Below are 24718 nucleotides of genomic sequence, written 5' to 3'. Positions count from 1 at the left end.
CATTACGAAGAAGATATACAAACCAGAAACAGAGCATGATAAAAATTACATTTCCCGACGCCTCTGTGAGGGAATTTGAAAAGGGTGTCACGGGATTAGAGATAGCGCAAGGTATCAGTCAGCGGTTGGCGCAGGAGGTACTGGCTGTAAGTGTGAATGGTGAAACGTGGGATCTCACTCGTCCCATTGAGGAGGATGCAGCCGTAAACCTGCTCAAATGGGAAGATGAAGAAGGAAAACACGCCTATTGGCACTCATCGGCACACCTTATGGCTGAAGCCCTGCAGGAGCTTTATCCGGGCATCAAATTCGGAATCGGGCCGGCCATTGAAAACGGATTCTACTACGATGTGGATCCTGGTGAAGGAGTAACCATCAAGGAAAGCGATTTCCCTGACATTGAAAAGAAGATGATGGAGCTGATAGCTGCCCGCGAAGAGATTCAACGGGAAAGCATATCCAAAACTGATGCTATCGGATTGTTCGGCGCACGTAATGAGCACTATAAGGTGGAGTTGATTCGTGAACTGGAGGATGGTACCATTACCACCTACACACAGGGTAGCTTTACCGACTTGTGTCGAGGGCCTCATCTGCCCAATACCTCCTACATCAAAGCAGTGAAGATACTGTCGGCTGCAGGAGCCTACTGGAGGGGCGATGAGAAACGGCCCCAGCTGACAAGACTTTATGGTATTACTTTCCCAAAAAAGAAAATGCTCGATGAGTATCTGATCATGCTCGAAGAGGCCAAGAAGCGCGATCACCGGAAAATAGGCAAGGAGCTTCAACTCTTTCATTTTTCTCAAACCGTGGGAGCAGGCCTCCCCTTATGGTTGCCCAAGGGTACACAGTTGCGCCTTCGCCTCGAAGACTTCCTGAAGAAAATACAACGGGAGTTTGATTATGATCAGGTAATTACTCCCCATATTGGACACAAGCAGTTATATGTGACTTCAGGCCATTACGCCAAATACGGAAAAGATTCATTTCAGCCGATCCATACGCCCGAAGAGGGTGAAGAGTTTTTGCTGAAACCGATGAATTGTCCCCACCACTGCGAGATATACAAGGCATTTCCCCGATCCTATAAGGATTTACCCCTCCGGTTGGCGGAGTTTGGTACGGTCTATCGTTACGAGCAGAGCGGAGAGCTGCACGGACTAACCCGGGTGCGTGGCTTCACGCAGGACGACGCCCATATCTTCTGTACACCCGATCAGGTGAAAGAAGAGTTCCTGAAGGTGATGGACATCATCTTTATCATTTTTAAGGCACTCGATTTTGAGAATTTTGAGGCACAGATATCGCTGCGTGATCCGAACGACAAAGACAAGTATATCGGTACCGACGAAAATTGGGAGAAGGCGGAACGTGCCATTGTGGAGGCTTGCCGGGAGAAAGGGCTCAAAGCAAAAGTAGAAACCGGTGAGGCTGCATTCTATGGACCAAAACTCGATTTTATGGTCAAGGATGCATTGGGGCGCCGCTGGCAGCTGGGCACCATACAGGTGGATTACAACCTGCCAGACCGGTTTGAGCTGGAGTATACAGGCGCAGACAACCAGAAGCACCGCCCGGTAATGATTCACAGGGCTCCGTTTGGTTCTATGGAGCGTTTTGTGGCTGTCCTTATTGAGCATACCGCCGGTAAATTCCCGTTGTGGCTGGCTCCCACACAGGCAGTGATTCTGCCGGTAAGTGAAAAGTTCAATGACTACGCCCATCGTGTGGTGAAGGAATTAAAACGATTCGATATCCGTGCCGAGGTAGATGACCGCAACGAAAAGGTGGGGCGCAAGATCCGCGACAATGAACTGAAACGGATACCTTACCTGCTGATAGTAGGTGAGAAAGAAGCAGAAAATGAAGAGGTTTCAGTAAGAAAACAAGGCGGAGTCGATCAGGGTTCCACAAAATTGATTACATTTGCAGAAACGATTGCACGGGAGGTAGATCAAATGATGAACCCCACCGCCCAATCAAATTAAATATTTGTAAAAAAGGAATTTATTAAAAACATTAACCAATTAAACAGCGCAAACATTAACATCACCGAATGAGAAAAGACTCAAAAGACCAGCACCGGATCAATGAACGTATCCGGGTACCGGAAGTCCGGTTAGTAGGCGACAATGTGACGGAGGGAATTTATTCTACGAGAGAAGCTTTGAAGATGGCCGAGGAACAGGAGTTAGACCTCGTTGAAATTGCACCCACGGCGAAACCTCCTGTATGCAGGATCATCGATTACAAGAAATTTGTTTATCAGCAGAAGAAAAAACTGAAAGAACAAAAAGCAAAATCGGTCAAGGTGACAGTAAAAGAGATACGGTTTGGTCCGCAGACAGACGATCACGATTATAACTTTAAACTGAAACATGCAATGAACTTTCTGGGTGAAGGCTCAAAGGTGAAGGCATATGTGTTCTTCAGAGGCCGTTCCATCCTCTTTAAAGAACAGGGAGAAGTATTGTTGCTGCGTTTTGCCAACGACCTGGAAGATTATGCCAAAGTGGAGCACATGCCCATCATGGAAGGAAAAAGGATGTCTATCATGATGACACCAAAAAAGGGAGCTCCTGCCCCCAAAAAGGAATCAAAGGAAGAGTAAGCAGAGCGCTCCTTTGCGACGACGAGGAACAGGGTCGGCCAAAATCATTTGGCCGGCTTTTTTATCTCATCCCATTTCACCCTACGTCACTGGAAAGATGATTGTTCTCGGGCAATATGTACCTCGCCCGGTAAAAAATAAACAGGTAATGTTTTGATTGTTCGGATAAAATCATTACTTTTGCACACTTTTTCGCCTGACCGCGGAGAAACGTAGAAAATAATATTCACAAATTCTAAGACAGCAAAATGCCAAAAATGAAGACTAATTCCGGTGCCAAAAAGAGGTTCGCCCTTACCGGAACAGGAAAAATCAAGCGGAAACATGCGTATAAAAGTCATATTTTGACGAAGAAGACCAAAAAGCAGAAGAGAAATCTTACTCATTCGGGTCTTGTTCACAAATCTGACATAAACAGCATTAAGACACTGCTGGCAATGAAATAATTCATGCCGGTGTTTCCAGTAAAGAGATTTAGTAACCGGATGTATGCCCCAAAGAGCTCTGCTCGACAGAGACGCTATCATTCAAAACAAGTAACATTATGCCAAGATCAGTCAATCATGTTGCCTCGCGCAACCGCAGAAAAAAAGTTCTGAAACTTACAAGAGGCTATATAGGTGCCCGCAAGAATGTGTGGACAGTAGCCAAAAATACGTGGGAGAAAGGTTTGACCTATGCTTACCGCGACCGCAAAAACAAAAAACGCAACTTTCGTGCACTCTGGATCCAGCGTATAAATGCTGCTGCCCGCGAAAACGGGATGTCTTATTCCCGTCTGATGGGTGCGTTGCACAAAAATGAAATTGAAATCAACCGCAAGGTACTTGCCGACCTGGCAATGAACCATCCCGAAGCTTTTAAGGCGATCGTGGACAAGGTGAAGTAGTGCTTGCTTCCCATGGATTGAGCATAGAAAGGAAGAATCTGAAGAGGGTTTTTCCTTTTTTTTATATATCTTTGCCGACCGCAACAGTAAAATCAAGTCTATGATCACAAAAAGCATTTGCAGAAGATTGTATATGATACTTCTGCCGTTATCTTTTCTTACAGGTTGTACCGCAGGATCGGAGAAACGTTCATCAGAACCTGTAACCTATTCCAACCCTTTACCGGTCGCATTTGGAGATCCGTTTATCCTCTCGGCATCCGACGGAAAGTATTATATGTATGGTACGGGAGGAACAGCAAAAGGCTTTGTTGCCTACAGTTCCGATAATCTCGTGGACTGGCAGCCGGAGGGAGAGGTTTATTCCGGCAATCAGCCCGGTTCCTGGACTGTAAAGAACTATTGGGCCCCGGAAGTGTACGAGATTGACGGAAAATATTATATGTTTTTCAGTGCCGACTGGAAGGTGAATCCTGATAACGAAGAGGAAAACTTCCGTATTGGTGTGGCTATGGCCGACAAGCCTACCGGTCCTTTTCTGGAGATATCCGACAAGCCGCTGTTCGATCCGGGTTACCCCGTTATTGATGCAAATATCCTGCAGCATAAGGGAAAAACATACCTTTATTATTCCCGCTGCTGTTATAAACATCCTGTAGAAAGTGAAGTAGCCCAATGGGCACGGGATCAGAACCTTTTTAAGGAGATAGAAGAAAGTTGGGTATATGGAGTGGAGATCTCAGACGATTTCACCTCGATAATCGGGGAGCCGGTGCTGCTTTTGCAACCACCTACAATGATGAATGATCCACAAACAGAGTGGGAAAGCCGCTCCGTCACAGCCGGAGAGGTTAATCGCCGCTGGACGGAAGGTTCTTTTGCCTTTACTTACAATGATAAGATATACATGATGTACTCTGCCAACTTCTTCGGAGGTGAACATTATGCCGTGGGCTATGCTGTTTCAGGTGATCCACTGGGACCCTTCGTAAAAGCCGCGAACAATCCGGTACTGGAAAAGAATACGGGTAGTGGAGGGGAGGTCACGGGAACGGGACACAACATGGTCTTCCGCTCAAAGGACGATCAAAAAATGTACACCGTCTATCATGGAAGGACACAAAAGACGGGTAACAAGCGGGTTGTTTTTTTCGATGAGGTGAATATTGACGAGCAGGGTCTGCTCACTGTGGATGGACCCTCCACAACTGAAAAAGAATTATAAAAGCACGTCATGAGAACCCATCCGCTGGAAGAGCAGGAACGGATCGAGAAGGTGATTCATGCATGTACATTGTGTTACGTAGGCATGGCTGACGAGAACGGCATCCCCTATGTACTGCCAATGAACTTCGGATACGATGACGAGGTGATCTATCTCCATTCTGCGCAGGAAGGACATTCAATTTCAATACTTGAAAATAATCCTAATGTCTGCATTACCTTTTGTATCGATCCTGGACTGGTGTGGCAGGATGAGGAGGTGGCCTGCAGCTACCGGATGCGGGCAGAAAGTGTGATTTGCCATGGGAAAGTGGCTTTCGAGGAAGAGTATGATGAAAAAGTAAATGCGCTGAATATCATTATGCAGCATTACTCCGACAGGGAGTTCAGCTACTCGGCACCCGCGGTGAAGAATGTAAAGATATGGAAGGTTGCCCTCGAAAATATTTCAGCAAAGGAATTCGGTGTACCGGGCACCAAAGCGGTTAAATACAAAGACCGGACGGTGTTTTAAACGATATTGTAAAACTTTCCTCCATATATTGTTGTTTACTATTCGCAATTAATAAATGAATATTTATACAGCAATTAAAAATCACACTGTAAAGATTACCCACAATGAGAATTCCCACGATACTATTTGTAATGCTGATCATATTCTTCAGCACCTCAGCTTCCGAACCGCAAGGAAAAAATACGCAAAAACCGATCGAGTTGACCAAAGTGACCTTTCTGGAGAAGGTGTTCAACTATGAGAATAATCCGGAAACCTGGAAGTATAACGGCGACAAACCTGCCATTGTGGACTTTTATGCTACCTGGTGCGGACCCTGCCGGATTACTTCCCCCATTTTGGCAGATCTGGCTGCAGAGTACGGAGGCGATATCTATGTATATAAGATCGATGTGGACAAAGAGCCAGAACTGGCACGTGCGTTCGGGGTGCAAAGCATTCCCATGTTTCTTTTTATCCCGATGAATGAACAACCGCAGGTGGCGATGGGTGCGCTGCCGAAAAAATCTTTCAAGGAGGCAATCGACAACTTTCTGCTGAAAAAGGATAATCAAACCGGACTCTGAAAAGAGATGATCACAAGCCTGCAAAATCCGGCCATAAAGAATATCATGAAGCTCTCGAAAATCAAAGAGAGAAAGGAGCAGCAGCTCTTTGTGAGCGAGGGTGCCCGTGAACTTTTCTTGGCTTTACAGAGCGGTTACAGCGTGAAAGCTGTTTATGTATGCCCGGAAATGCTCGACAAATCGAAATATCCGGATGTGTTGAACACAGTTCCCGAAGAGATACTCTTTACAATATCTCAGGGGGTATTCGCAAAGATTGCTTACCGGGAGAACTCCGATGGGATTGTGGCATTGCTGAAACCCAAATCGCATGGTCTGAAAGATATCAGGCTTTCAAATAATCCTTTTCTTATATTGCTTGAGTCGGTGGAGAAACCGGGTAACCTGGGTGCCATACTGCGTACCGCCGATGCGGCAGCAGCGGATGCAGTGATTGTCTGTGACCCTCATACCGATCTGTATAATCCTAACGTGATCCGTTCCGGCGTAGGAGGACTGTTCGCCATGCAAACGGCTTTATGTACCTCTGAAGAGGCTTTGAGCTGGCTACAGGAGCACAGGATAGCTGTATATGCCGCGGAGTTGCAGGCAGCTGAATTTTACCAGAACGTCGATTTTAAAATACCCTCCGCCATCGTGATGGGGACTGAAGCGGATGGGTTGACCGGTTTCTGGCTGAAAAATGCGACAAGGCGAATCAAAATTCCTATGCGTGGGAAAATCGATTCGCTGAATGTCTCTGTCTCGGCTGCTATTCTTACCTTTGAAGCGATGCGGCAGCGGGGTTTCTGAGCACAGAAAAGCAAGTCCTGTATCCTTGCTACCTGCTTTTGATGATGGATGACCGGTATGTTGTACTGCTAATTCATTTTTTGATATACCCTTACGTAGTCAACCTGAAAACGATGAGGGAACAATAAATCATCGATACCTTTCTGTCCGCCCCAGTTCCCTCCGATGGCCAGGTTCAGCAGAAGATGGAATCTTTTGTCGAAAGGCCATTCGGCAAATCCTGTACCTTCATTCTCGAATGTGAAATAGAGCTTGTCATCCACATAAACCCGGTACGCATCCGCTTCCCACTCGAGTGCATAGAGGTGAAAATCAGTGTAGGAGGTGGGAATGTGAATCTTTGCATTTTTCTGTGTCCCATGCACATGGTTGTAGCTCTGGGTATGTGCTGAACCTACAATGGTGTAGGGATCATAACCCACATTTTCCATGATGTCTATTTCACCGCTGGCAGGCCAGCCACCGTATTCCCAGTCGGTGGAAAGCATCCATATGGCCGGCCATGTCCCTAGTCCTGTAGGGAGCTTGGCTCTTATTTCAAAACGGCCGTAGAGCCAGTCTCCCTTCTCTTTGGTGATTAGTCTGGCCGATGTGTATCGCTTTCCACCCATGCTGTCGATACGGGCGGTGATGGTTAGCATCCCATCCTTGACATAGGCGTTGGCAGAATCACCGGCCGTATAATACTGTGCTTCGTTGTTGCCCCAGCCCCAGCTGTTTCCTTCCGTGTCGTAGCTCCACAGGGTGGTGTCGGGCAGACCGGTATAGTTGAATTCTTCGTCCCACACCAGTTGCCACGTTCCCGTAGGGGTGGTAATCGTCTCATACGAATCACCTTTCTTGCAGCTGGTGATGCCAATGACCAGCAAGAAAAACAGGATATAATTCTTTTTTTCCATTCTTTTTTTTCGTGACGGGGGCAATTGCTCAATAAGCTTATCGACAAAATCTGCAAGCCACTTGCGATCGAACCCTTTGTTAAACATCATCTGTCAAATTCGTAACCCCATGTTTTACCCTTTAGCACGGTAGGTACGCCTTGTGTTATCCATACCGGTGCAGGATCCCCCTTGAGGTAGTGATCGAAGAACTGCTGCAGGCGGATGGAGAGATCTTTGCTGTTGCGGCGATGCACCAGGTTGTGTGCTTCATTATTGTATTGTAACAGCCAGGCAGGCTTACCCAAACGTCGCAGGGTCATAAAGAGCTCGATGCCCTGATACCAGGGAACCGCTCCGTCTTTGTCGTTATGCATAATCAGCAGCGGTGTTTCCACCTTATTGGCAAAGAAAAGTGGAGAGTTCTCAATATAGAGTTGCAAAGAATCGTTCATGGTGGATCCGATACGCGATTGGGTCTGCTCATATTGAAACTGGCGGCTTCTGCCCGAGTCCCACCTGATTCCACCGTATGCACTGGTCATGTTCGATACGGGCGCTCCGGCACCGGCTGCCTTAAACATATTGGTCTGGGTAACGAGGTAGGCTACCTGATAACCTCCCCAGCTCTGTCCCTGTATCGCCATGTTCTCCTTATCCACCCAGCTGTTTTGGGCAAGAGCTTCCGCCCCCGCGACAATTGCGTTGTAGGCATCCCTGCCCGGTTGCCCCACTGTATAGTGAATATCGGGAGTGAAAACAATATAACCGCGGCTGACAAAAAATGGAATATTGATGGTCGATCGGCTGGGTGCCGGCGTGAACCAGCGATACAGTTCATCGGAATGCTTTTCATAGAAATAAATCATCACCGGATACTTTTTGAGCGGATCAAAATCTTCGGGTTTGTAAAGGATGCCTTGTAAAGGTATGCCGGCGAAAGAAGTCCAGGAGAAAAGTTCAGCTGTTCCCCAGTTGTAGTCGTGCATCTGGGGATTAATATCTGTGAGCTTTTGTGCTGTTTTCCAGTAATCACGCGTGATATACAGATCGGGAGAGGTGTTAAAATTACTTTTTTGAAAAACGAAAATATCGGCATCCTTCGCTTTCTCCAGCTCTGTGAAGTTGAACTTTTCAAGCGTTCTTTTCCTGAGCGGGTTGTTCCCTTTCTGTGCCAGAGTGTAGTAACCTTTTTTCTTTCCGGCAGTGTCAAATGCCGATAGCAACATCAGTTCGCCTGTTTTGATAGATTGTTTTTCGGTATCTGTATTCACATACCGGAATGTGATGGAGTCGGTACGTCCTGCATGACGTGTTATATTTTCCGGTTTTTTCTTTCCTGTGGGATCTACTTTCCAGATATCGAATGCATCATTGATCAGTACATATTCGTCATCCTCTCCCCAGGCAGCGATTCCGTATGATTCCACCGGAGAGGGGGTATCTTGCTTTTCGTTCCAGAAGTTCACCGGAATGTTTTTGGTGAGGTTCTGTATCAATCTATTGCGGTTGTTGAAGGCAAACCATTGCTGTTCACCCGCATCCCACCAAAAAGTAAAACTTCCGCCGGGTGATAAGGCCGGCCTGCCAGGTAAGGGTCTGCCCAACTCATAAAGGCTATCTGTCTGTAGATCCTTGATCCACACGTCCTGCCTGGATGAAATATCCCACTGGCTCTCCAGCTGATATGGCTTGTCGGACCAAAGGAGTGCAAACTGTCCGTTACCCTCGTCTCCAACGGATACATAGGGCATCTCCACGGTTGCCAAAGGAATGTATCGGTTCATGTGTTCCGGACAAACAATGCCCCTATAGGTGCGACTTTCCTCTTTTTTTAACTCCACCAGCTGCTGTGGCGGTGTGAGTGGTTCCCGCCAGTGCCATATGTCAAGACCGGCCATCTCAAAATCGACAAGGGTTGAGTCTTTCGGTGCCTTCGCAGGTGCAGCACCCAGAAGAATACGTTTTCCGTCTTTGCTGAAAGAAGGTGCTGCATATTCATTGAAGACCCATCCTTTTGGTAGTCCCGAGGCATTCCGGTCGGCAAGGATCACTGCCGAATCGGCTCCGACAACATAATAACGCAAGTCATATACTTTCTGTACCAGTTTCGAGGTATCTCCTGTGGTAAGATAAACCAGCTGTCTGCCTGACTCATCAAAGGCAAGAGATTTGTATTCTGTCTTTTCATGGGAGACAATCTTTTTTGTGTGGTCTTTCAGATTGATAAAGACGACACAAGTCTGGTTTACCGAATCTTTTTTATCGGGCTGGATTGCCACGGCAAAACTGCTTTCCGACTTGTTGAAAATATATTCTTTGGCATTTCTGAAGGTATCCTCCTGCTGGGTGAGCATGTTTCGCAAGATCAAAATCTCTCTCTGTTTGGCATTGTTTTTGCTCGTTGTATCTTTCGACGGGATGAGGGTATATGCTACATGAGAATCGAATTCCTTTGCAGTTTTATAAGATTTTACGCCCGGAATCTTCTTCATTTCAAAAGCAAGGTTGTCGATAATAAGCAACGAGTCTTCAGGTTTTTCATTTGCTTTTTTCTTCTCGATACGGGCATGACGGCGGATAGCGTATGGTGCGCCAATCAGTCCCACGGTCCATCTTCCGTCAGGCGAAAGTGCGTAATTTATTACCCTCTCCACATGAAGTGTACGATTCATGCCATTATCCTTTATGAGCAAGGTGGTGTCGCCCTCCTGCGGGGAAACGAGTACGCACGTGATCTTCCCATCCCTGCTGATTGTCGTACCTGTGAGGCTCTTCCAGCTGTCATATACCGAATGGTCAAGTGGCTTTTTCTGTGGGAAGAGCATCCATGAGGTTAAAAGGAAAGTAAACGATAAAAAAAGTGACTTTTGCATAGTGAATGAATGGTTGGGTCGTGCAATATCAATTAACAAAAATACAATTTTTTTATATGGAATAAACTTCATGCATTCATTTTTTGAACCTTACCTTTTTACAATTGTTCATCATCAGGAAAGGACGCATAGTAATGATTACAAATAACAGATACGATATACAACTAGCAGGGGACTACCTGCCCCAGCCTCTCTCCATTGAAAAAATCAGTGGTGTCTCTTCGGTACGTTATAACAACAGCATACTTTCACTCACTATTGGAGAGAAGCATGCAGATGATGCCGCTGAAATATTGCAGGAAGTTGTTTCATTGATTCGCCGGGAGGGTGGTAAAGTACTTACGGAGAAGATTTCGAAGCCGGTGCTCAACATGACCTGTGCCGCCTGTGCTTCCAGCTCACAGAATATTCTTTCCTATGTTCCGGGCGTGGTCAGTGCTTCGGTAAACTATGGCAATGGAAAAGGAAATATAGAATTTATACCGGGTATTGTTTCGCCGGCCGACATGAGGAACTCTTTACGGGAGATCGGATACGACCTGCTTCTCGAAGAGGAGGAATTCTCGTTTGCACAGGTGGAGGAAATAGAGAAGGAGAATTACAAGAAGCTGCGCCGGCATACCATCTGGTCCATTTTTCTTGCCATTCCCCTGGTGATCGTCGGCATGTTTTTCATGCATGCTCCTTACGCCAATGAGATCATGTTGATTTTGGCAACCCCCATCCTGTTTGTTTTCGGCAAGCGTTTCTTTGTCGGTGCATGGAAGCAGGCGAAACATCGTTCTGCCAATATGGATACATTGGTGGCGCTGAGTACCGGCATTGCCTACCTGTTCAGCCTCTTCAACATGTTTTATCCACAATTTTGGGAGAGCAGAGGCCTTCAGGCCCATGTTTACTTTGAGGCTGCCGGGGTGATCGTCGCCTTTATTTTACTTGGAAAGATGCTGGAGGCACGGGCCAAAGGAAATACTTCCGATGCCATTAAAAAGCTGATGGGTCTGCAACCCTCCATCGTGGTGGTGTTCCGTGACGAAAAGCCTGTAGAGATACCCATCGCGGAGGTGGTGATCCACGATATCGTACTGGTAAAGCCCGGTGATAAGATTGCCGTGGATGGCGAGGTGACCGAAGGCAGTTCCTTCGTGGATGAGAGCATGATCTCTGGAGAACCCATTCACGTGGAGAAGAAACCGGGCGAGAGGGTGTTTGCCGGCACCATCAATCAAAAAGGGAGTTTCCGCTTCAGGGCGCAGAAGGTAGGAAAAGATACACTCCTTGCGCAGATCATCAAAACGGTGGATGAGGCACAGGGAAGTAAAGCCCCGGTACAGGGACTGGTGGACAAGATTGCCGCTGTTTTCGTGCCGGTGGTCATTGGCTTTGCGCTGCTCAGCTTTGTAATTTGGATCCTCTTTGGCGGTGAAACCGGATTTGTATACGGATTGATGGCCATGGTGACGGTGCTGGTCATTGCCTGTCCCTGTGCACTCGGACTGGCTACGCCCACAGCCATCATGGTGGGAATAGGCAAAGGTGCTGAAGAAGGAATCCTGATAAAAGATGCGGAGAGCCTTGAGGCCGCAAAGGATATTGATGTGATGGTACTCGATAAGACAGGGACAATCACCGAAGGAAAACCGGCGGTGAGCAATATGGTCTGGTCACTCGATGCCACACCGCTTCACCGCGATATTCTCTACAGTATTGAATATCGCTCAGAGCATCCATTGGCAGATGCGATCACCGACGCGTTGAAAGATAATAGTATATTGCTTGATGATGTGACCGTGCAGCAGGTGAGCGGCAAGGGCATAGAAGGAATTCATGAGGGCGAGCGCTATTACGTGGGGAATCTCGACTATCTGGCTTCAAGGAATGTGGTTATTCCTGCCGACCTGAAACAACAGGTCTACCTTGAACTGGATGCAGCACATACGGTGTCAGTGTTCGCCGATGAGCAGGTTGCACTGGGCGTGGTGGGTATTACCGACAGAATAAAACCTACCTCCAAGGCAGCCATCAACCAGCTACGCAACATGGGCATCGATGTAGCCGTCTACACGGGAGATCATGAGAAGGTGGCTGCCGCACTGGCCGGCGAACTGGGCATAACCCGCTTCAAGGGAGGGGTATTACCGGAGGAAAAGGCCGAACTGGTAAAGGCTTTGCAGCAACAAGGAAAAAAGGTGGCGATGGTGGGCGACGGCATCAACGACAGCGGCGCCTTGGCCCAGGCCGATGTGAGCATTGCCATGGGGGCGGGGAGCGATATCGCCATGGATGTGGCCAAGATGACCATCATCTCGTCCGACCTGAATAAAATTCCCAAAGCAATCCACCTCTCCCAATTTACCGTGCGGACAATCCGCCAGAATCTCTTCTGGGCATTTATTTACAATGTGATCGGTATTCCCATTGCTGCGGGGCTGCTATATCCCTTCACCGGCTTCCTGCTCAATCCCATGATTGCGGGAGCTGCCATGGCGCTTAGCTCTGTGAGTGTGGTGACCAACAGTCTGCGGTTAAAGGGTAAAAAGATATGATAAATTCACTTTCCGGGAAAACCTGCCGTAAGGAAAAAACCTGCCCGCCTAAAAGACCACACCTACCGGATGGTGGTCCAATATGGGAATCCGCAGGACCTGTTCTACATATTGAAAATAGTAGAACAGTTTGTGGTTCAGTTCAAAACCATAATCCTCACCCGGCTCATATCCCACTATAGTCTGGAAGAACGACCTTCTTCCGGGCTGTGTGGCCAGATAATTCCAGGCCGATACATATTGCTGGTTCCATCCTTCGTAGTACTGCTGTGAACGATATCTTGACGGTGTGTTTTGAAGCATATACCACGTATCAAAACCCGGGTCCATCACAATCAGTTCATATTCCAGGGAATCTTCCTGTGCGACCTCGTGGCTGTTCGGTTCAATCTTTACCATCCCTTTGGGGCCTGAGCAGGCAATCATGAATGATGCAGCTGCCAATAAAAATAATAACTTTTTCATTGGATTGTTTATTTCAATTATAACAGCCGAATCAAACTTTAGTTAGCTGGCGCCTCCGGTATCGCTGTGCTTTTTTTAATGAAGGTGTCGTAGCTCGAAATCAGTAAACCAACTACTTCGGAGTAGTTGTCGCGTCCCGAGCTTACTTTGTTCGTTTTCAAATATGCATCATAGGCCCTGTCCTGCACTTCCGAGAGTGACCTGTCCCTGACAGCCAGCCAGTGTTTCCTGTTTCTTCTCAAATCAGCGATTATTTCCGGTCGTATCGCCGATGTCAACGAATCTACCTCGTCCGGTAGAAATTCAGCCGCATCGTTCACCAGATAGAGGAGTGTCGAGAGATAAGCGCTGTAGCGGATGCGTTCGTCTTCGCTTCCCAAGCAAACAATAAAAGCATACAGGTTGGCTTCCGACTCGTGCGCAATGCCGAACTGATGGGCCATCTCATGCGCCAATGTAAAAGGGTATGTGATATCCAGGCTGTAGTTGTTCACGTGGATTTCATTGAAAAAAGGTCCGAAATATCCGGAGATACCCATTTTCGAATAGAGTGGTTCAAACAGCATGGGCTTAGCTCTTCTTTTGCCATTGGGATAGTCGATACTCAGCTTCCCGTGCAAGGCATGATAAGACCGCTCAAGCTCCTGCCTCACACCCGCTCTGTCCATCACATCAATATCCACATACGCTTCGTTGGCATCTGCAATAAAACGGACGACAAATTTTTTGAGGTTTTCCGCATCAAATGGGGTTTCTTTCACGTCGCTCTTCGCATAAAAATCTTCCCTGAAATAGGAGATACCCCATGCGAAATAAAACCAGGCAACCAGCATCGTCACAAAGCGGACCAACGAGTAGAGAAACTTTTTAAAACCTTTCTTCCCGGTGATCACGAAGAGAATCAGTATGATCAGATAGAGTAAAGCTGTGATGATAAACAGGTCGTAGAGCGAAAATGGAAAAACACCCGAAAGCATGGACAGGATGATTGCTACCGCAGGGTAAACGTGCTGCATGTACCATTCGGAGAGGGCTGCACTGCGACTGAAAATTATAATCACCCCAAAAAGTATCGCTGTGATAATCAGCAGAGACGTGAATCTTTGTCTGTTCTTTTTCTTTGCCATTCCCAAAAATAATGCATTTATTGCGAAACCTTTCGCTTTGTCCCGCTAATTATTTTATCGCTTTACTCACACTTGTCTACTGTTCAGTAATTTTGAATATGCTGTCTGTCTTCCGGCAGGTAAATATTCCCATTCTTGGCCGGAAAGATGAACAAAAAAGGTTTACATTTGTCTTTAAGAATGAAAGTTTGATGTTTCAAAGAACAGCTGCTTCCATATAATTTTAAGAATGAAACAAGATGGCAACAATCAAATTCAAGACCAATATAAACTGCTCAAACTGTGTGGCAAAAGTAACCCCCTTTCTCAATAAGAAAGAGGGAGTCATCTCCTGGAGTGTCGATATCGACAATCCGGACAAGATACTTGTTGTGGAAACCATCGATCTTTCGGCGGAGGATATTGTGAAAACCGTGAAACGTACCGGTTTTGAGGCGGAGCCGATTTAGATTTTAAGGATTAATTAGCCAGTTCCTTGTGAAGCTCACTTAATAAATCGGATAGTCCGCAGACTTCGACATTGATACCAAAAGGATATCTGTCTGTAATTGGGGCAACTATAAATGTCTTGTACGGTTTCACGATCTCTATGGCTCTCCAAAATTCTTTCGTTACATTCGGTGCTGATGAAGCTTATTTTTGATACTACCAAAAATCAGTAGGAGAAATCATTAAAGTTAAAAAACTTGAAAGAGTTGTTTTTTGTTTTTTGATCATATACATTTGCAGTCAAATAATAGCGAAATAATGAATTTACTTAACAACGGATATTGGTGGCGCTACTTACAACCCGAAAAGTCGTAAGGAAGAGCAGTCATGTCTTGAAGTAAGTATATAGCATATAATTTAAGAGCCTGTCGCAATCCTGCGACAGGCTCTTTGAGTTTTTAAGGTGTAGATGAAACAACAATTAAAACAATGATGATATGCAAAAGTATTCAGTAGATGAAAGAGGATATTACGGTGAATTTGGGGGAGCCTATATTCCGGAGATTCTGCACCAGTGCGTGACCGACCTCGAAAAGGCATACCTCCGCATCATGGAGAGTGCGCGCTTTCAGGCCGATTTCGATTCCCTGTTGCGCGACTATGTGGGGAGGCCCTCGCCGCTTTATCTCTCCCGTCAGTTGTCGGCACGCTTCGGTGCAAAGATTTATCTGAAGCGGGAGGACCTGAACCACACGGGCGCCCACAAGATCAACAACACCATCGGGCAGATACTGATTGCCCGTGAGATGGGCAAGACAAGAATCATCGCCGAGACCGGTGCCGGCCAGCATGGTGTGGCCACAGCCACCGTCTGCGCGCTGATGCAGATGCCCTGCACCGTGTACATGGGCAAAACGGACGTAGCCCGTCAGCAGGTGAACGTGAAGAAGATGGAGATGCTGGGAGCCACGGTCGTGCCGGTCACCTCGGGCAACATGACATTGAAGGACGCCACCAACGAGGCCATCCGCGACTGGTGCAGCCACCCTGCCGATACCCACTACATTATCGGCTCCACCATTGGCCCGCATCCCTATCCCGATATGGTGGCCCGTCTGCAATCGGTGATCAGTAAAGAAATAAAAGTGCAGCTGGCAGAGAAGGAGGGTCGTGATTATCCCGATTATCTGGTGGCTTGTGTGGGTGGCGGCAGCAATGCCGCGGGTACTATTTATGAATATCTTGACAATGAGAAGGTGAAGATTGTGCTGGCAGAAGCAGGCGGGAAGGGAGTGGAGAGCGGCGAGTCGGCGGCGACCATCCATCTGGGAACCGCCGGGGTGCTGCATGGCTGCCGCACATTGCTGATGCAGACGGAGGACGGGCAGATCACCGAACCCTATTCCATCTCGGCGGGACTCGATTATCCCGGCATCGGGCCGATACATGCTCATCTTGCCAAAACAAAACGGGCACAGGTGTTCGCAATCAACGACGATGAAGCACTACGGGCAGCCTTCGAACTGACCCGCAACGATGGAATTATCCCCGCACTGGAATCGGCGCATGCACTGGCTGCACTGGAGAAGGTGACTTTCGCTTCCGACGAGGTGGTGGTTCTCACCCTTTCGGGGCGTGGCGACAAGGATCTGGAGACCTATTTCCAGTATGAAAAAGATTTTATTTGAAAATTCAAACCGCTCTATTTGACAATTTTCCACAAACAACGCTAATCGCTGAAGCCGACCGCTCAAAAGTAACAATTATGCAATACAAATTTCAAGCCAACAGCAAAAAGATCATGGGCGACCTACATACACCCGTGAGCATTTACCTGAAAGTAAGGGATACCTTCCCTCAGTCGGCGCTGCTGGAGAGCTCCGACTTTCATGCCAACGAGAACAGCATCTCCTACCTGGCGCTGAAACCCATCGCCCGGGTGGAGGTGAACCGGGGTGTTTGTCATTTTCTGTTTCCCGACGACAAGGAAGAAAAACAGGCACTGTCGGAAAGTTTCACCATCTCCGATGCGTTAAACCGTTTCATTGGCCGGTTCGAGGTTGCCGGCAGTGAGCTGGAACAGTGCGGACTGTTCGGGTACTCCACTTTCAACTGTGTAAAGTATACCGAGCACATTGCCATCCGCGAAAGCAGGGAGGAACGCAACGATGCCCCCGACTTGCTTTATATCCTTTATAAATACCTGCTGGTGTTCAATCACTTCACCGACGAGATCAGCCTGATTGAGCTGCAGGGTGAGGATGAGATAAGTGACCTGATGAAGGTGGAGTCACTGATCAACCAGCGTAACTTTGCCACCTACAACTTTTTTACAGAAGGAGAGGAATACAGCACCATCACCGACGAACAGTTCAAAGAGCATGTGCGTGCGGGGGTGCAGCACTGCCTGCGGGGCGACGTGTTTCAGATTGTGCTCTCGCGGAGGTTTGTCCAACGTTTCACCGGCGATGACTTCAAGGTGTACCGTGCACTGCGCTCCATCAACCCCTCTCCCTATCTCTTTTATTTCGATTTCGGCGGATACCGTATTTTTGGTTCCTCGCCCGAGACGCACTGCAAGATAAACGGATCGCAGATCAGCATCGACCCCATTGCGGGGACAACCAAGCGGAGCGGTAACCATCAGGAAGACAGGAAGGCGGTGGAGTTTCTGCTGAACGACCCCAAGGAGAATGCTGAACATGTGATGCTGGTGGATCTGGCGCGGAACGATCTGAGTCGCCATGCCCACGATGTGAAGGTCGATTTCTACAAGGAGCCGCAGTTCTACTCTCACGTGATCCACCTGGTCTCGCGCGTGAGCGGCACGCTCAATGAGGGTACCGACCCCATCCGTGCCTTCTTCGATACCTTCCCTGCCGGCACCCTCTCGGGAGCACCCAAGGTGCGGGCCATGCAGCTGATATCGGAGATAGAGTCCCACAACCGGGGAGCCTACGGCGGCTGCATTGGTTTCATCGGGCTGAACGGCAACATCAACCAGGCCATCACCATTCGCACGTTTGTCAGCCGCAACAACGAGCTGTGGTACCAGGCCGGGGCTGGCGTCGTTTCGCAAAGCGACGATGCCTACGAACTGCGCGAAGTGAACAGCAAGCTGGGAGCACTGAAGAAAGCCATCGACAAGGCGGCTACCCTCTATAATTCATAAAAAAACAGAGATGAAAATGGATAAGATTCTTATTTTCGATAACTACGATTCGTTCACCTACAACCTGCTACACGCCGTAAAGTCGTTGGGATATAATGAGGTGGATGTGGTTCGCAACGACAAGGTTGATCTTTCCGCTGTGGCCCAATATGACAAGATCATCCTCTCCCCCGGGCCCGGTTTGCCGAAAGAGGCAGGCCTGCTGATGCCGTTGATCAGACAGTATGCAGAGACGAAAAGCATTTTGGGCGTTTGCCTCGGCCATCAGGCCCTTGGAGAGGTCTTCGGTGCGAAGCTGGAGAACATTCCGTTTGTCTTTCATGGGGTACAGACGCCGGTGGACATCATTGCGCATGATTATCTCTTTGACGGTATTCCAGATGAGATCCTGGTTGGACGGTATCACTCCTGGATTGTCTCCAAAGAAAATTTCCCCGCCAGTCTGGAAATCACGGCAGTGGATAAGGCAGGCGATGTGATGGCGTTGAAACACAGGCAGTTTGATCTGCACGGCGTACAGTTCCACCCCGAATCGATACTCACCCCGGAAGGTATTCGCGTCATTCAAAACTTTCTGCAGCATGCATAAACATACAAACCGGATATTCCTATCGGATTTAAACGACAGCTTCTGCCCGAGACCCGGTCGGTCTTCAACGATCGTAACAGCAGCGTGGACACTTTAGTTTGTGAAAAAATTCAATAAAGGTCTTATGAAGGAAATACTCTATAAATTATTTGATTACCATTATCTCTCGCGGGAGGAAGCCAAAGAGGTACTCTTCGCCATTGTGAAGGGAGATATCCCCGATACGCAGGTGGCGTCGCTCATCACCTCCTTTCTGATGCGCAACATCTCGGTGGACGAGATCCTCGGTTTTCGCGATGCCCTGCTCGATATGCGGGTTGCGGTAAATCTTTCCGATTACGCTCCCCTCGATATCGTGGGTACGGGCGGTGACGGGAAAAATACATTCAATGTCTCCACCGCTTCCTGCTTTGTGGTGGCGGGTGCAGGATACAACGTGGTGAAACACGGGAACTACGGCGCCACCTCCATCAGTGGTGCCAGCAACGTGATTGAACAGCAGGGGGTGAAGTTCACTACCGACAACGATCAGTTTCGAAGAAGCCTCGACAGCTGCCACATTGCCTACCTGCATGCCCCGCTGTTCAGTCCCGCGTTAAAGGCTGTGGCCCCGGTAAGAAAGAGCCTGGGTGTACGCAACTTCTTCAATGTGCTGGGGCCGCTGGTGAATCCGGTTCAGCCGGAGTATCAGATGCTGGGGGTTTACAACCTGGCCATGTCGCGGTTGTACAGCTACATTTATCAGGAGGAGAACAAAAAGTTCTGTATCGTCCACAGCATGGACGGCTACGATGAAATCTCCCTCACCAGTCAGTTTAAGGTGGTATCAAACAAAGGCGAGCAGTTGTTTGTTCCGGAAGAACTAGGCTTCAAGCGGATCGGGCAGGAGGAACTCTCTGGCGGGAACACGCCGGTGGAGGCAGCCCGGATTTTCAGGAATGTGCTGCATGCCCAAGCTACCGAAGCGCAGATGAACGTGGTGCTAGCCAATGCGGCATTCGGCATCCAGACCATCGAACAGGATAAGCCCATCGAAGAGTGTCTCGAGATTGCCCGGGATTCGCTGTATGGTAAAAAGGCGTTGAAGGTATTGGAGAAGTTTATTGAAATCAATCAGTGAACAAGAATTTGGCAATCGCTTAAAACTAGAGTCCCGATTGGATAACATTTTACAAACAGAAGCTGAAAGCTGATTGCTGACTGCAAAATCCAAATAATTATGCAAGATATACTCAGTGAGATTGTGGCTCACAAAAAGAAAGAGGTGGCTCTGCAAAAAGAGCGGGTCCCCTTTACAGAGCTGGAAAAGCAGCTACCACAGACGGAACTCCCTTTCTGGTCCTTGAAGAAGGCATTGCAGCTTTCGCCGACGGGAATTATTGCCGAATTCAAACGTCGTTCACCCAGCAAAGGGTGGATCAATCAGTCGGCCCGTGCGGATGAGGTGACGCGGGCATACGAGGAGGCTGGTGCTGCGGCACTGTCGGTGCTCACGGATGAGACTTTCTTCGGAGGCTCGCTGGCCGATCTGCGAAAGGCGACGCAAGCGGTACACATCCCGGTAATGCGGAAAGAGTTTATCGTGGATGTCTATCAGCTTTTTGAAGCGAAGCTGGCCGGTGCGAGTGCGGTGCTGCTGATTGCAGCGGCAATCACGGCGCATGAGTGCAGGCAACTCACGGAGCTGGCCCATCAGCTGCAGCTGGAGGTGTTGCTGGAGTTGCACGATGAGCGGGAAACGGAATATATCACTCCCATCAACAAACTTATCGGGGTAAACAACCGTAACCTGGGGAGTTTTGTGACCGACCTGCAGAAATCGTTCCGGATGGCTGAGCTGTTGCCCCGGGATGCAGTATGGGTCTCCGAGAGTGGAATCTCCGATCCGGTCATCCTGAAAGAGTTGCGTCATGCAGGCTACAGAGGATTTCTGATTGGCGAGAATTTTATGAAAACAGCCGATCCGGGTGAATCTTTGAAAACATTCATTGACCAGGCTCTTTTCTAACAATGTGCGCAGTACGGGCTACGCACAGCGACCAACGGCGCAGCGGGATAACAGCGTAAGCTGACTTTCGGGAACGAAGAGAACAATCAACTTAGCAGAGTTTATATGATTATCAAGGTATGCGGCATGCGGGATGCGGTTAACATCAGAGCGCTGGAACAGCTCGATATCGACTGGATGGGATTTATTTTTTACCCCGGTTCACCCCGCTACGTGGGAAGGAGCTTGCGTTATATCCCTTCAAAAGTAAAGAAAATAGGCGTTTTTGTCGACCAGGATCCCCAGATCGTACGGGAGCGTGCAGCGCAAAATAGGCTGGATGCCATTCAACTTCATGGGAGTGAGCCGCTCTGGTATTGCATCAATCTGCGCGAAGAGGGGTACAGGGTCATCAAGTCATTCGGGATAGATGAAGATGGTTTCATACCCGCTGGGCAACTGGATGCCTACGAAGGGAAATGCGATTATTTCCTTTTCGACCGGAAAACAACACATCATGGCGGTTCGGGAAAGAAGTTCGACTGGAGCAGGTTGTCCGACTATCACGGAGACACACCTTTTCTGCTGAGTGGCGGTATCTCTCCTGAAGATGTGGAGGAAATTAAATCATTTGCTCATCCCCGGTTTGCGGGGATCGATATCAACAGCCGATTTGAGATTGGACCGGCGGTGAAGGATATTGAGCTGATTAAAACATTTATAAAAGAATTCCGTTAAGAGCGGTCAGTTATCAGCGATCGGCTTTTTGGAAGGTTGGAGTTATTACAAGAGCCAAGAGCCAAGAGCCGAGAGTCAAGGAGCAAGAAATAAGAAACAAGAATATTATGAACAGAATCGACAAACTATTTAAGGAGAAGAAAAACAATGTACTATCGGTCTATTTTACTGCAGGCTATCCGGCACTTGATGACACCGTGAAAGTGATACAGGCACTGGAGAAGAGAGGGGTTGACATGCTCGAAATAGGTGTGCCGTTCAGTGACCCGATGGCCGACGGGCCGGTGATTCAGGCATCGGGTGCCGAGGCGCTGAAAAACGGGATGAGCCTGAAAGTACTTTTCGACCAGCTGGTTGACATCAGGCAGACTGCATCGATCCCTTTGGTGCTGATGAGCTACCTCAACCCCATCATTCAATTCGGTTTTGAGAATTACTGCCGTGAAGCGGCACGGTGTGGGGTCGATGGATTCATCATCCCCGACCTTCCCTTTGCGGAATACATGGAGTCATACAAGCCGGTGGCTGAAAAATACGGATTACATGTGATTATGCTGATTACGCCCGAAACATCGGAAGAGCGGATCAGAATGATCGACCAGCATACCTCCGGCTTTATCTATATGGTTTCATCCGCTTCGGTAACCGGAGCCAGGAATGCATTCAGTGATGAAAATCTGGCCTATTTCCGTCGGGTGAACACCATGCAGCTGCGAAATCCTCGCCTGATCGGATTCGGAATATCCAACAGGGAGACATTCAATGCAGCCTGCCGTGAAGCTTCGGGAGCCATCATCGGCAGTAAATTTATCTCGCTGTTGGAAAGTGAGAAATCAATTGATGATGCGGCCACAAAGCTAATAATTGCGATTGATCCACAATGAAAGGAACTTGTCGTACACGTGATAAGCGCCACGCTCCAGCGTGACGAAATCCTTGTCGAGTAACCCCCTGATGGCAGACTGCACAGAACTGGATGAAGTGAGACTGTGTTCCTTGACAAACTCCGCAGAGGTAATCTCTCTGGCATTTCCCTCCTTGGCTATGGCTATCAGCAGTTCTTTCTGTCTTGCCGGGAGGCGGAACAGTGTCTCTGAATAACTGTAATCATATGAATTTACGTTTTTCTCAACAGCCTCCTCTACCATGCTCTTCGTCACTTTGCCCTCACCAGGAGTCATCGAGAAGAGGGTGTTCAATATTTTTTGCATATACCAGGTGATGCCTTCAAATTGTCTGTATACCGATTCCACCATCTCAGGAGAGATGTATTTGCCGTTTTCCTCAAAGTGGCCCAACGCAAATTGTGTGTATTCCTGCATGAAGATGGCTTCAAGATGCTGTATGGATACACTTTGATAGAATGGATGTGAAGCGCTTGTGAAGATCTTGTCCATAATATGACGCTGGCTGCCTGCGAAGATGAAACGTGCATTGTGGCACTGTTGTATGTGGGTCCGAAGCAGTGCCTCCACATTCTTTTCCCTGTAATGGTTAATCTGTTGAAATTCATCGATTGCGACCAGACAAGGTTTTCCCGCCTGGTTCAGATACTGGAAGATCTCATCCAGCGTGGTCTCCACGGACCTGATGTCGCCCAGTTTCACATTAAATGACGGTACACCCGTCACGTTGAATGAGACTCCGGCCTGCAATGATTTGACAATGGTCAGGAATATTTCTAATGCTTTTTGACCAAAAGGTTTCAGTCGCTCTACAATCTCCCTGCTTAACGTGAAAACAAAATCACGAATGGAGCCGGTCGGATAAATATCAATAAAGAATGTGTAGTATTTATCTGCTATTTCACGTTTTGTAAAGCAATGGGTGATGAGTCCCGTTTTTCCCATTCTGCGCGAAGAAATAAGTGCTACATTGTTGCCATTCGCGATATTTCCGATTAACTCTTTTGTCTCTTCTTTTCGATCACAGAAATAATGCGGCGATAAATAGCCACTGGTAATAAATGGGTTGGTAATCTTTTTCATACGACTAAAATATTTATTTTCAATGGTGTCATATGGAACTCGCTTTAGTCATGATCTTGTGTGATAATGATTTTGATAAAGTCGATTACTTCGTAATTCATGCTCGTTTCATACGATTTTTTATTTGTTCATTCAGGTGTATCGAGCTCGCAAATAATCATCTCCTTGGCCGAAATGATTTTGACTACGTCGATTGCAAAGCAATTCATGCCCGTTTCATAATTTTAAACTCAATCGGGTACCATTACGTAAAGATAATTATTATAAAGCAATAATTGTAAGATAATAATGAAAAATGTAATTTCCGGAATAAAAATGAATAAATTGGTTCACAGATATTACCTTTGCAAATCGTTTGTGGTGGAACCCTAAAAACAGACGACCTGTTCCATGCTTCTTCAAACACACATTGGTGAAATAGCCTCTTTGCTGACGGCTGTTTGCTGGACACTGAGTGCCATCTTCTTTGAGAAAGCCGGACGGCGGGTGGGATCGCTGTCGGTGAATATCATCCGTATATTTCTGGGAGTTATCTTCCTGGGACTTACCACGCTTGCTACGCGTGGCATGTTTTTCCCGATAGATGCCACACCCTATAACTGGTTCTGGTTGGGTATATCGGGTATCGTTGGCTTTTTCCTGGGGGACCTGTTTTTATTCAGGTCTTATCTCCTCATCGGATCCCGTACTTCCCAGTTGGTCATGAGCCTCGCCCCCATGATCACTGCCGTCATCGGCTGGTTTTTTCTGCAGGAGATCCTGTCGCCCAAGAGCATACTGGGTATCGTGGTAAGTGTGGCGGGCATCATGATTGTGGTGGCTGGAAAAAGATTAAAACTGAATGTGCCGCTACGGGGATTTCTCTATGCATTGGGTGGTGCCCTCGGACAGGCGGTTGGCCTTATTCTCAGTAAAAAGGGGATGGGCGATTACGATGCAGTGGCGGCCACGCAGATACGAGCCATCTTCGGGTTTGTTGCTTTTGCCCTGCTGGTCACCTTTATGCGCAGGTGGAAGCGGGTCTTCCTGGCTGCCGGCGACAAGGAAGGGATGAAGGGGATTACCGTGGGTGCTGTATTCGGCCCTTTCGTCGGTGTAGCCTTGTCGCTCTTCGCCGTGCAGCATACCGAGACAGGCATCGCCTCGGCCCTGATGGCACTGACGCCCATCTTCATTATCATACCCTCTGCCATCATGTTTAAAGAAAAGATCACCGCCCGTCAGGTGATGGGGGCGGTAATCAGTATTGCCGGAGCTTCAATCTTCTTTTTATAAGTCGTTTCCCCAAGTGTTGGCATCTTTTTGCCATGGCTGTTCGTATCTG

Annotated in this window: 23 protein-coding genes; 18 read left to right on the top strand and 5 right to left on the bottom strand. The window is 48.0% G+C overall.

Annotated elements, in window-relative coordinates; genetic code table 11:
- Positions 1 to 35: 35 nt before the first annotated feature.
- The 8 genes from thrS (at position 36) to AC1HCU_RS12705 (ending at position 6599) form a co-directional block, all read left to right on the top strand.
- Positions 36 to 1991: a threonine--tRNA ligase gene (gene thrS / locus AC1HCU_RS12740; protein ID WP_480366525.1), complete on the top strand. Its 1956-nt coding sequence runs from the start codon at positions 36 to 38 to the stop codon at positions 1989 to 1991.
- Between the two features lie 68 nt (positions 1992 to 2059).
- A complete protein-coding gene (infC, locus tag AC1HCU_RS12735; protein WP_480366523.1) occupies positions 2060 to 2614 on the top strand; it encodes a translation initiation factor IF-3 in 555 nt (184 codons plus the stop codon).
- Between the two features lie 248 nt (positions 2615 to 2862).
- Positions 2863 to 3060 (top strand): 50S ribosomal protein L35, encoded by a 198-nt coding sequence (gene rpmI / locus AC1HCU_RS12730; protein WP_480366521.1) that lies wholly within the window; start codon positions 2863 to 2865, stop codon positions 3058 to 3060.
- Between the two features lie 98 nt (positions 3061 to 3158).
- Complete coding sequence (rplT, locus tag AC1HCU_RS12725) at positions 3159 to 3503, top strand: 50S ribosomal protein L20 (RefSeq protein WP_238868231.1); 345 nt, start codon at positions 3159 to 3161, stop codon at positions 3501 to 3503.
- 133 nt (positions 3504 to 3636) lie between these two features.
- Positions 3637 to 4728, top strand: a complete 1092-nt coding sequence (locus AC1HCU_RS12720) for a glycoside hydrolase family 43 protein (protein WP_480366518.1) — start codon at positions 3637 to 3639, stop codon at positions 4726 to 4728.
- Between the two features lie 9 nt (positions 4729 to 4737).
- Positions 4738 to 5241, top strand: coding sequence for a pyridoxamine 5'-phosphate oxidase family protein (locus AC1HCU_RS12715; RefSeq protein ID WP_480366516.1), 504 nt, complete (start codon positions 4738 to 4740; stop codon positions 5239 to 5241).
- 104 nt (positions 5242 to 5345) lie between these two features.
- The gene (trxA, locus tag AC1HCU_RS12710; protein ID WP_480366514.1) at positions 5346 to 5807 is read left to right on the top strand and encodes a thioredoxin; all 462 of its coding nucleotides are present in this window, start codon (positions 5346 to 5348) and stop codon (positions 5805 to 5807) included.
- 6 nt (positions 5808 to 5813) lie between these two features.
- Entirely contained in the window at positions 5814 to 6599 is a 786-nt protein-coding gene (locus AC1HCU_RS12705) for a TrmH family RNA methyltransferase (protein ID WP_480366512.1), read from the top strand.
- A 68-nt stretch (positions 6600 to 6667) separates the two neighbouring features.
- Here the strand turns inward: AC1HCU_RS12705 and AC1HCU_RS12700 are convergent, their stop codons facing one another.
- Positions 6668 to 7498, bottom strand: coding sequence for a glycoside hydrolase family 16 protein (locus AC1HCU_RS12700; protein WP_480366510.1), 831 nt, complete (start codon positions 7496 to 7498; stop codon positions 6668 to 6670).
- Between the two features lie 86 nt (positions 7499 to 7584).
- On the bottom strand, positions 7585 to 10353 hold the full coding sequence (locus tag AC1HCU_RS12695; protein WP_480366508.1) for an alpha/beta hydrolase family protein: 2769 nt from the start codon (positions 10351 to 10353) through the stop codon (positions 7585 to 7587).
- 134 nt (positions 10354 to 10487) lie between these two features.
- Between AC1HCU_RS12695 and AC1HCU_RS12690 the strand changes: the two genes are divergently transcribed.
- Positions 10488 to 12899 (top strand): heavy metal translocating P-type ATPase, encoded by a 2412-nt coding sequence (locus AC1HCU_RS12690; protein WP_480366506.1) that lies wholly within the window; start codon positions 10488 to 10490, stop codon positions 12897 to 12899.
- 48 nt (positions 12900 to 12947) lie between these two features.
- Here AC1HCU_RS12690 and AC1HCU_RS12685 read toward each other — a convergent pair whose 3' ends face one another.
- Both AC1HCU_RS12685 and AC1HCU_RS12680 read right to left on the bottom strand, forming a co-directional pair.
- On the bottom strand, positions 12948 to 13364 hold the full coding sequence (locus AC1HCU_RS12685) for a DUF6146 family protein (protein WP_480366504.1): 417 nt from the start codon (positions 13362 to 13364) through the stop codon (positions 12948 to 12950).
- Positions 13365 to 13402: 38 nt separating this feature from the next.
- The gene (locus AC1HCU_RS12680; protein ID WP_480366502.1) at positions 13403 to 14491 is read right to left on the bottom strand and encodes a DUF3810 domain-containing protein; all 1089 of its coding nucleotides are present in this window, start codon (positions 14489 to 14491) and stop codon (positions 13403 to 13405) included.
- Positions 14492 to 14730: 239 nt separating this feature from the next.
- On the opposite strand from AC1HCU_RS12680, the gene AC1HCU_RS12675 reads away from it, so the two are divergent.
- From AC1HCU_RS12675 to trpA, 8 genes are all read left to right on the top strand, one after another.
- Positions 14731 to 14940 (top strand): heavy-metal-associated domain-containing protein, encoded by a 210-nt coding sequence (locus AC1HCU_RS12675; RefSeq protein WP_480366500.1) that lies wholly within the window; start codon positions 14731 to 14733, stop codon positions 14938 to 14940.
- Between the two features lie 477 nt (positions 14941 to 15417).
- A complete protein-coding gene (trpB, locus tag AC1HCU_RS12670; RefSeq protein ID WP_480366498.1) occupies positions 15418 to 16608 on the top strand; it encodes a tryptophan synthase subunit beta in 1191 nt (396 codons plus the stop codon).
- A gap of 74 nt (positions 16609 to 16682) precedes the next feature.
- Positions 16683 to 18092 (top strand): anthranilate synthase component I family protein, encoded by a 1410-nt coding sequence (locus tag AC1HCU_RS12665; protein WP_480371192.1) that lies wholly within the window; start codon positions 16683 to 16685, stop codon positions 18090 to 18092.
- Between the two features lie 16 nt (positions 18093 to 18108).
- A complete protein-coding gene (locus AC1HCU_RS12660; protein ID WP_480366496.1) occupies positions 18109 to 18681 on the top strand; it encodes an anthranilate synthase component II in 573 nt (190 codons plus the stop codon).
- A gap of 124 nt (positions 18682 to 18805) precedes the next feature.
- Entirely contained in the window at positions 18806 to 19801 is a 996-nt protein-coding gene (gene trpD, locus AC1HCU_RS12655; protein WP_480366494.1) for an anthranilate phosphoribosyltransferase, read from the top strand.
- A 99-nt stretch (positions 19802 to 19900) separates the two neighbouring features.
- Complete coding sequence (gene trpC / locus AC1HCU_RS12650) at positions 19901 to 20689, top strand: indole-3-glycerol phosphate synthase TrpC (protein ID WP_480366492.1); 789 nt, start codon at positions 19901 to 19903, stop codon at positions 20687 to 20689.
- Between the two features lie 105 nt (positions 20690 to 20794).
- Positions 20795 to 21406, top strand: coding sequence for a phosphoribosylanthranilate isomerase (locus AC1HCU_RS12645; RefSeq protein ID WP_480366490.1), 612 nt, complete (start codon positions 20795 to 20797; stop codon positions 21404 to 21406).
- A 107-nt stretch (positions 21407 to 21513) separates the two neighbouring features.
- Positions 21514 to 22290, top strand: a complete 777-nt coding sequence (gene trpA, locus AC1HCU_RS12640; protein ID WP_480366488.1) for a tryptophan synthase subunit alpha — start codon at positions 21514 to 21516, stop codon at positions 22288 to 22290.
- On the opposite strand, the gene AC1HCU_RS12635 is transcribed toward trpA, so the two are convergent.
- On the bottom strand, positions 22264 to 23394 hold the full coding sequence (locus AC1HCU_RS12635) for an AAA family ATPase (RefSeq protein ID WP_480366486.1): 1131 nt from the start codon (positions 23392 to 23394) through the stop codon (positions 22264 to 22266). The two genes, trpA and AC1HCU_RS12635, sit on opposite strands and share 27 nt — an antisense overlap.
- 390 nt (positions 23395 to 23784) lie before the next feature.
- Here AC1HCU_RS12635 and AC1HCU_RS12630 point away from each other — a divergent pair, with 390 nt between their 5' ends.
- Positions 23785 to 24669, top strand: coding sequence for a DMT family transporter (locus AC1HCU_RS12630; RefSeq protein ID WP_480366484.1), 885 nt, complete (start codon positions 23785 to 23787; stop codon positions 24667 to 24669).
- Positions 24670 to 24718 lie beyond the last annotated feature (49 nt).

The sequence above is a fragment of the Proteiniphilum sp. LBM24028 genome, assembly GCF_056629195.1.
Note: the sequence above shows the minus strand (reverse complement) of the source record. Positions and strands in the feature narration are given on the sequence as shown.

Excerpts from the sequence above, each read along its gene's own strand:
- rpmI (WP_480366521.1), top strand. The coding sequence starts at position 2,863 with ATGCCAAAAATGAAGACTAATTCCGGTGCCAAAAAGAGGTTCGCCCTT.
- rplT (WP_238868231.1), top strand. The coding sequence starts at position 3,159 with ATGCCAAGATCAGTCAATCATGTTGCCTCGCGCAACCGCAGAAAAAAA.
- infC (WP_480366523.1), top strand. The coding sequence starts at position 2,060 with ATGAGAAAAGACTCAAAAGACCAGCACCGGATCAATGAACGTATCCGG.
- AC1HCU_RS12690 (WP_480366506.1), top strand. The coding sequence starts at position 10,488 with ATGATTACAAATAACAGATACGATATACAACTAGCAGGGGACTACCTG.
- AC1HCU_RS12635 (WP_480366486.1), bottom strand. The coding sequence starts at position 23,394 with ATGAAAAAGATTACCAACCCATTTATTACCAGTGGCTATTTATCGCCG.
- AC1HCU_RS12705 (WP_480366512.1), top strand. The coding sequence starts at position 5,814 with ATGATCACAAGCCTGCAAAATCCGGCCATAAAGAATATCATGAAGCTC.
- AC1HCU_RS12645 (WP_480366490.1), top strand. The coding sequence starts at position 20,795 with ATGATTATCAAGGTATGCGGCATGCGGGATGCGGTTAACATCAGAGCG.
- AC1HCU_RS12660 (WP_480366496.1), top strand. The coding sequence starts at position 18,109 with ATGGATAAGATTCTTATTTTCGATAACTACGATTCGTTCACCTACAAC.
- trpC (WP_480366492.1), top strand. The coding sequence starts at position 19,901 with ATGCAAGATATACTCAGTGAGATTGTGGCTCACAAAAAGAAAGAGGTG.
- AC1HCU_RS12630 (WP_480366484.1), top strand. The coding sequence starts at position 23,785 with ATGCTTCTTCAAACACACATTGGTGAAATAGCCTCTTTGCTGACGGCT.
- AC1HCU_RS12715 (WP_480366516.1), top strand. The coding sequence starts at position 4,738 with ATGAGAACCCATCCGCTGGAAGAGCAGGAACGGATCGAGAAGGTGATT.
- AC1HCU_RS12720 (WP_480366518.1), top strand. The coding sequence starts at position 3,637 with ATGATACTTCTGCCGTTATCTTTTCTTACAGGTTGTACCGCAGGATCG.
- trxA (WP_480366514.1), top strand. The coding sequence starts at position 5,346 with ATGAGAATTCCCACGATACTATTTGTAATGCTGATCATATTCTTCAGC.
- thrS (WP_480366525.1), top strand. The coding sequence starts at position 36 with ATGATAAAAATTACATTTCCCGACGCCTCTGTGAGGGAATTTGAAAAG.
- AC1HCU_RS12700 (WP_480366510.1), bottom strand. The coding sequence starts at position 7,498 with ATGGAAAAAAAGAATTATATCCTGTTTTTCTTGCTGGTCATTGGCATC.
- trpD (WP_480366494.1), top strand. The coding sequence starts at position 18,806 with ATGAAGGAAATACTCTATAAATTATTTGATTACCATTATCTCTCGCGG.
- trpB (WP_480366498.1), top strand. The coding sequence starts at position 15,418 with ATGCAAAAGTATTCAGTAGATGAAAGAGGATATTACGGTGAATTTGGG.
- AC1HCU_RS12685 (WP_480366504.1), bottom strand. The coding sequence starts at position 13,364 with ATGAAAAAGTTATTATTTTTATTGGCAGCTGCATCATTCATGATTGCC.
- AC1HCU_RS12675 (WP_480366500.1), top strand. The coding sequence starts at position 14,731 with ATGGCAACAATCAAATTCAAGACCAATATAAACTGCTCAAACTGTGTG.
- trpA (WP_480366488.1), top strand. The coding sequence starts at position 21,514 with ATGAACAGAATCGACAAACTATTTAAGGAGAAGAAAAACAATGTACTA.
- AC1HCU_RS12695 (WP_480366508.1), bottom strand. The coding sequence starts at position 10,353 with ATGCAAAAGTCACTTTTTTTATCGTTTACTTTCCTTTTAACCTCATGG.
- AC1HCU_RS12680 (WP_480366502.1), bottom strand. The coding sequence starts at position 14,491 with ATGGCAAAGAAAAAGAACAGACAAAGATTCACGTCTCTGCTGATTATC.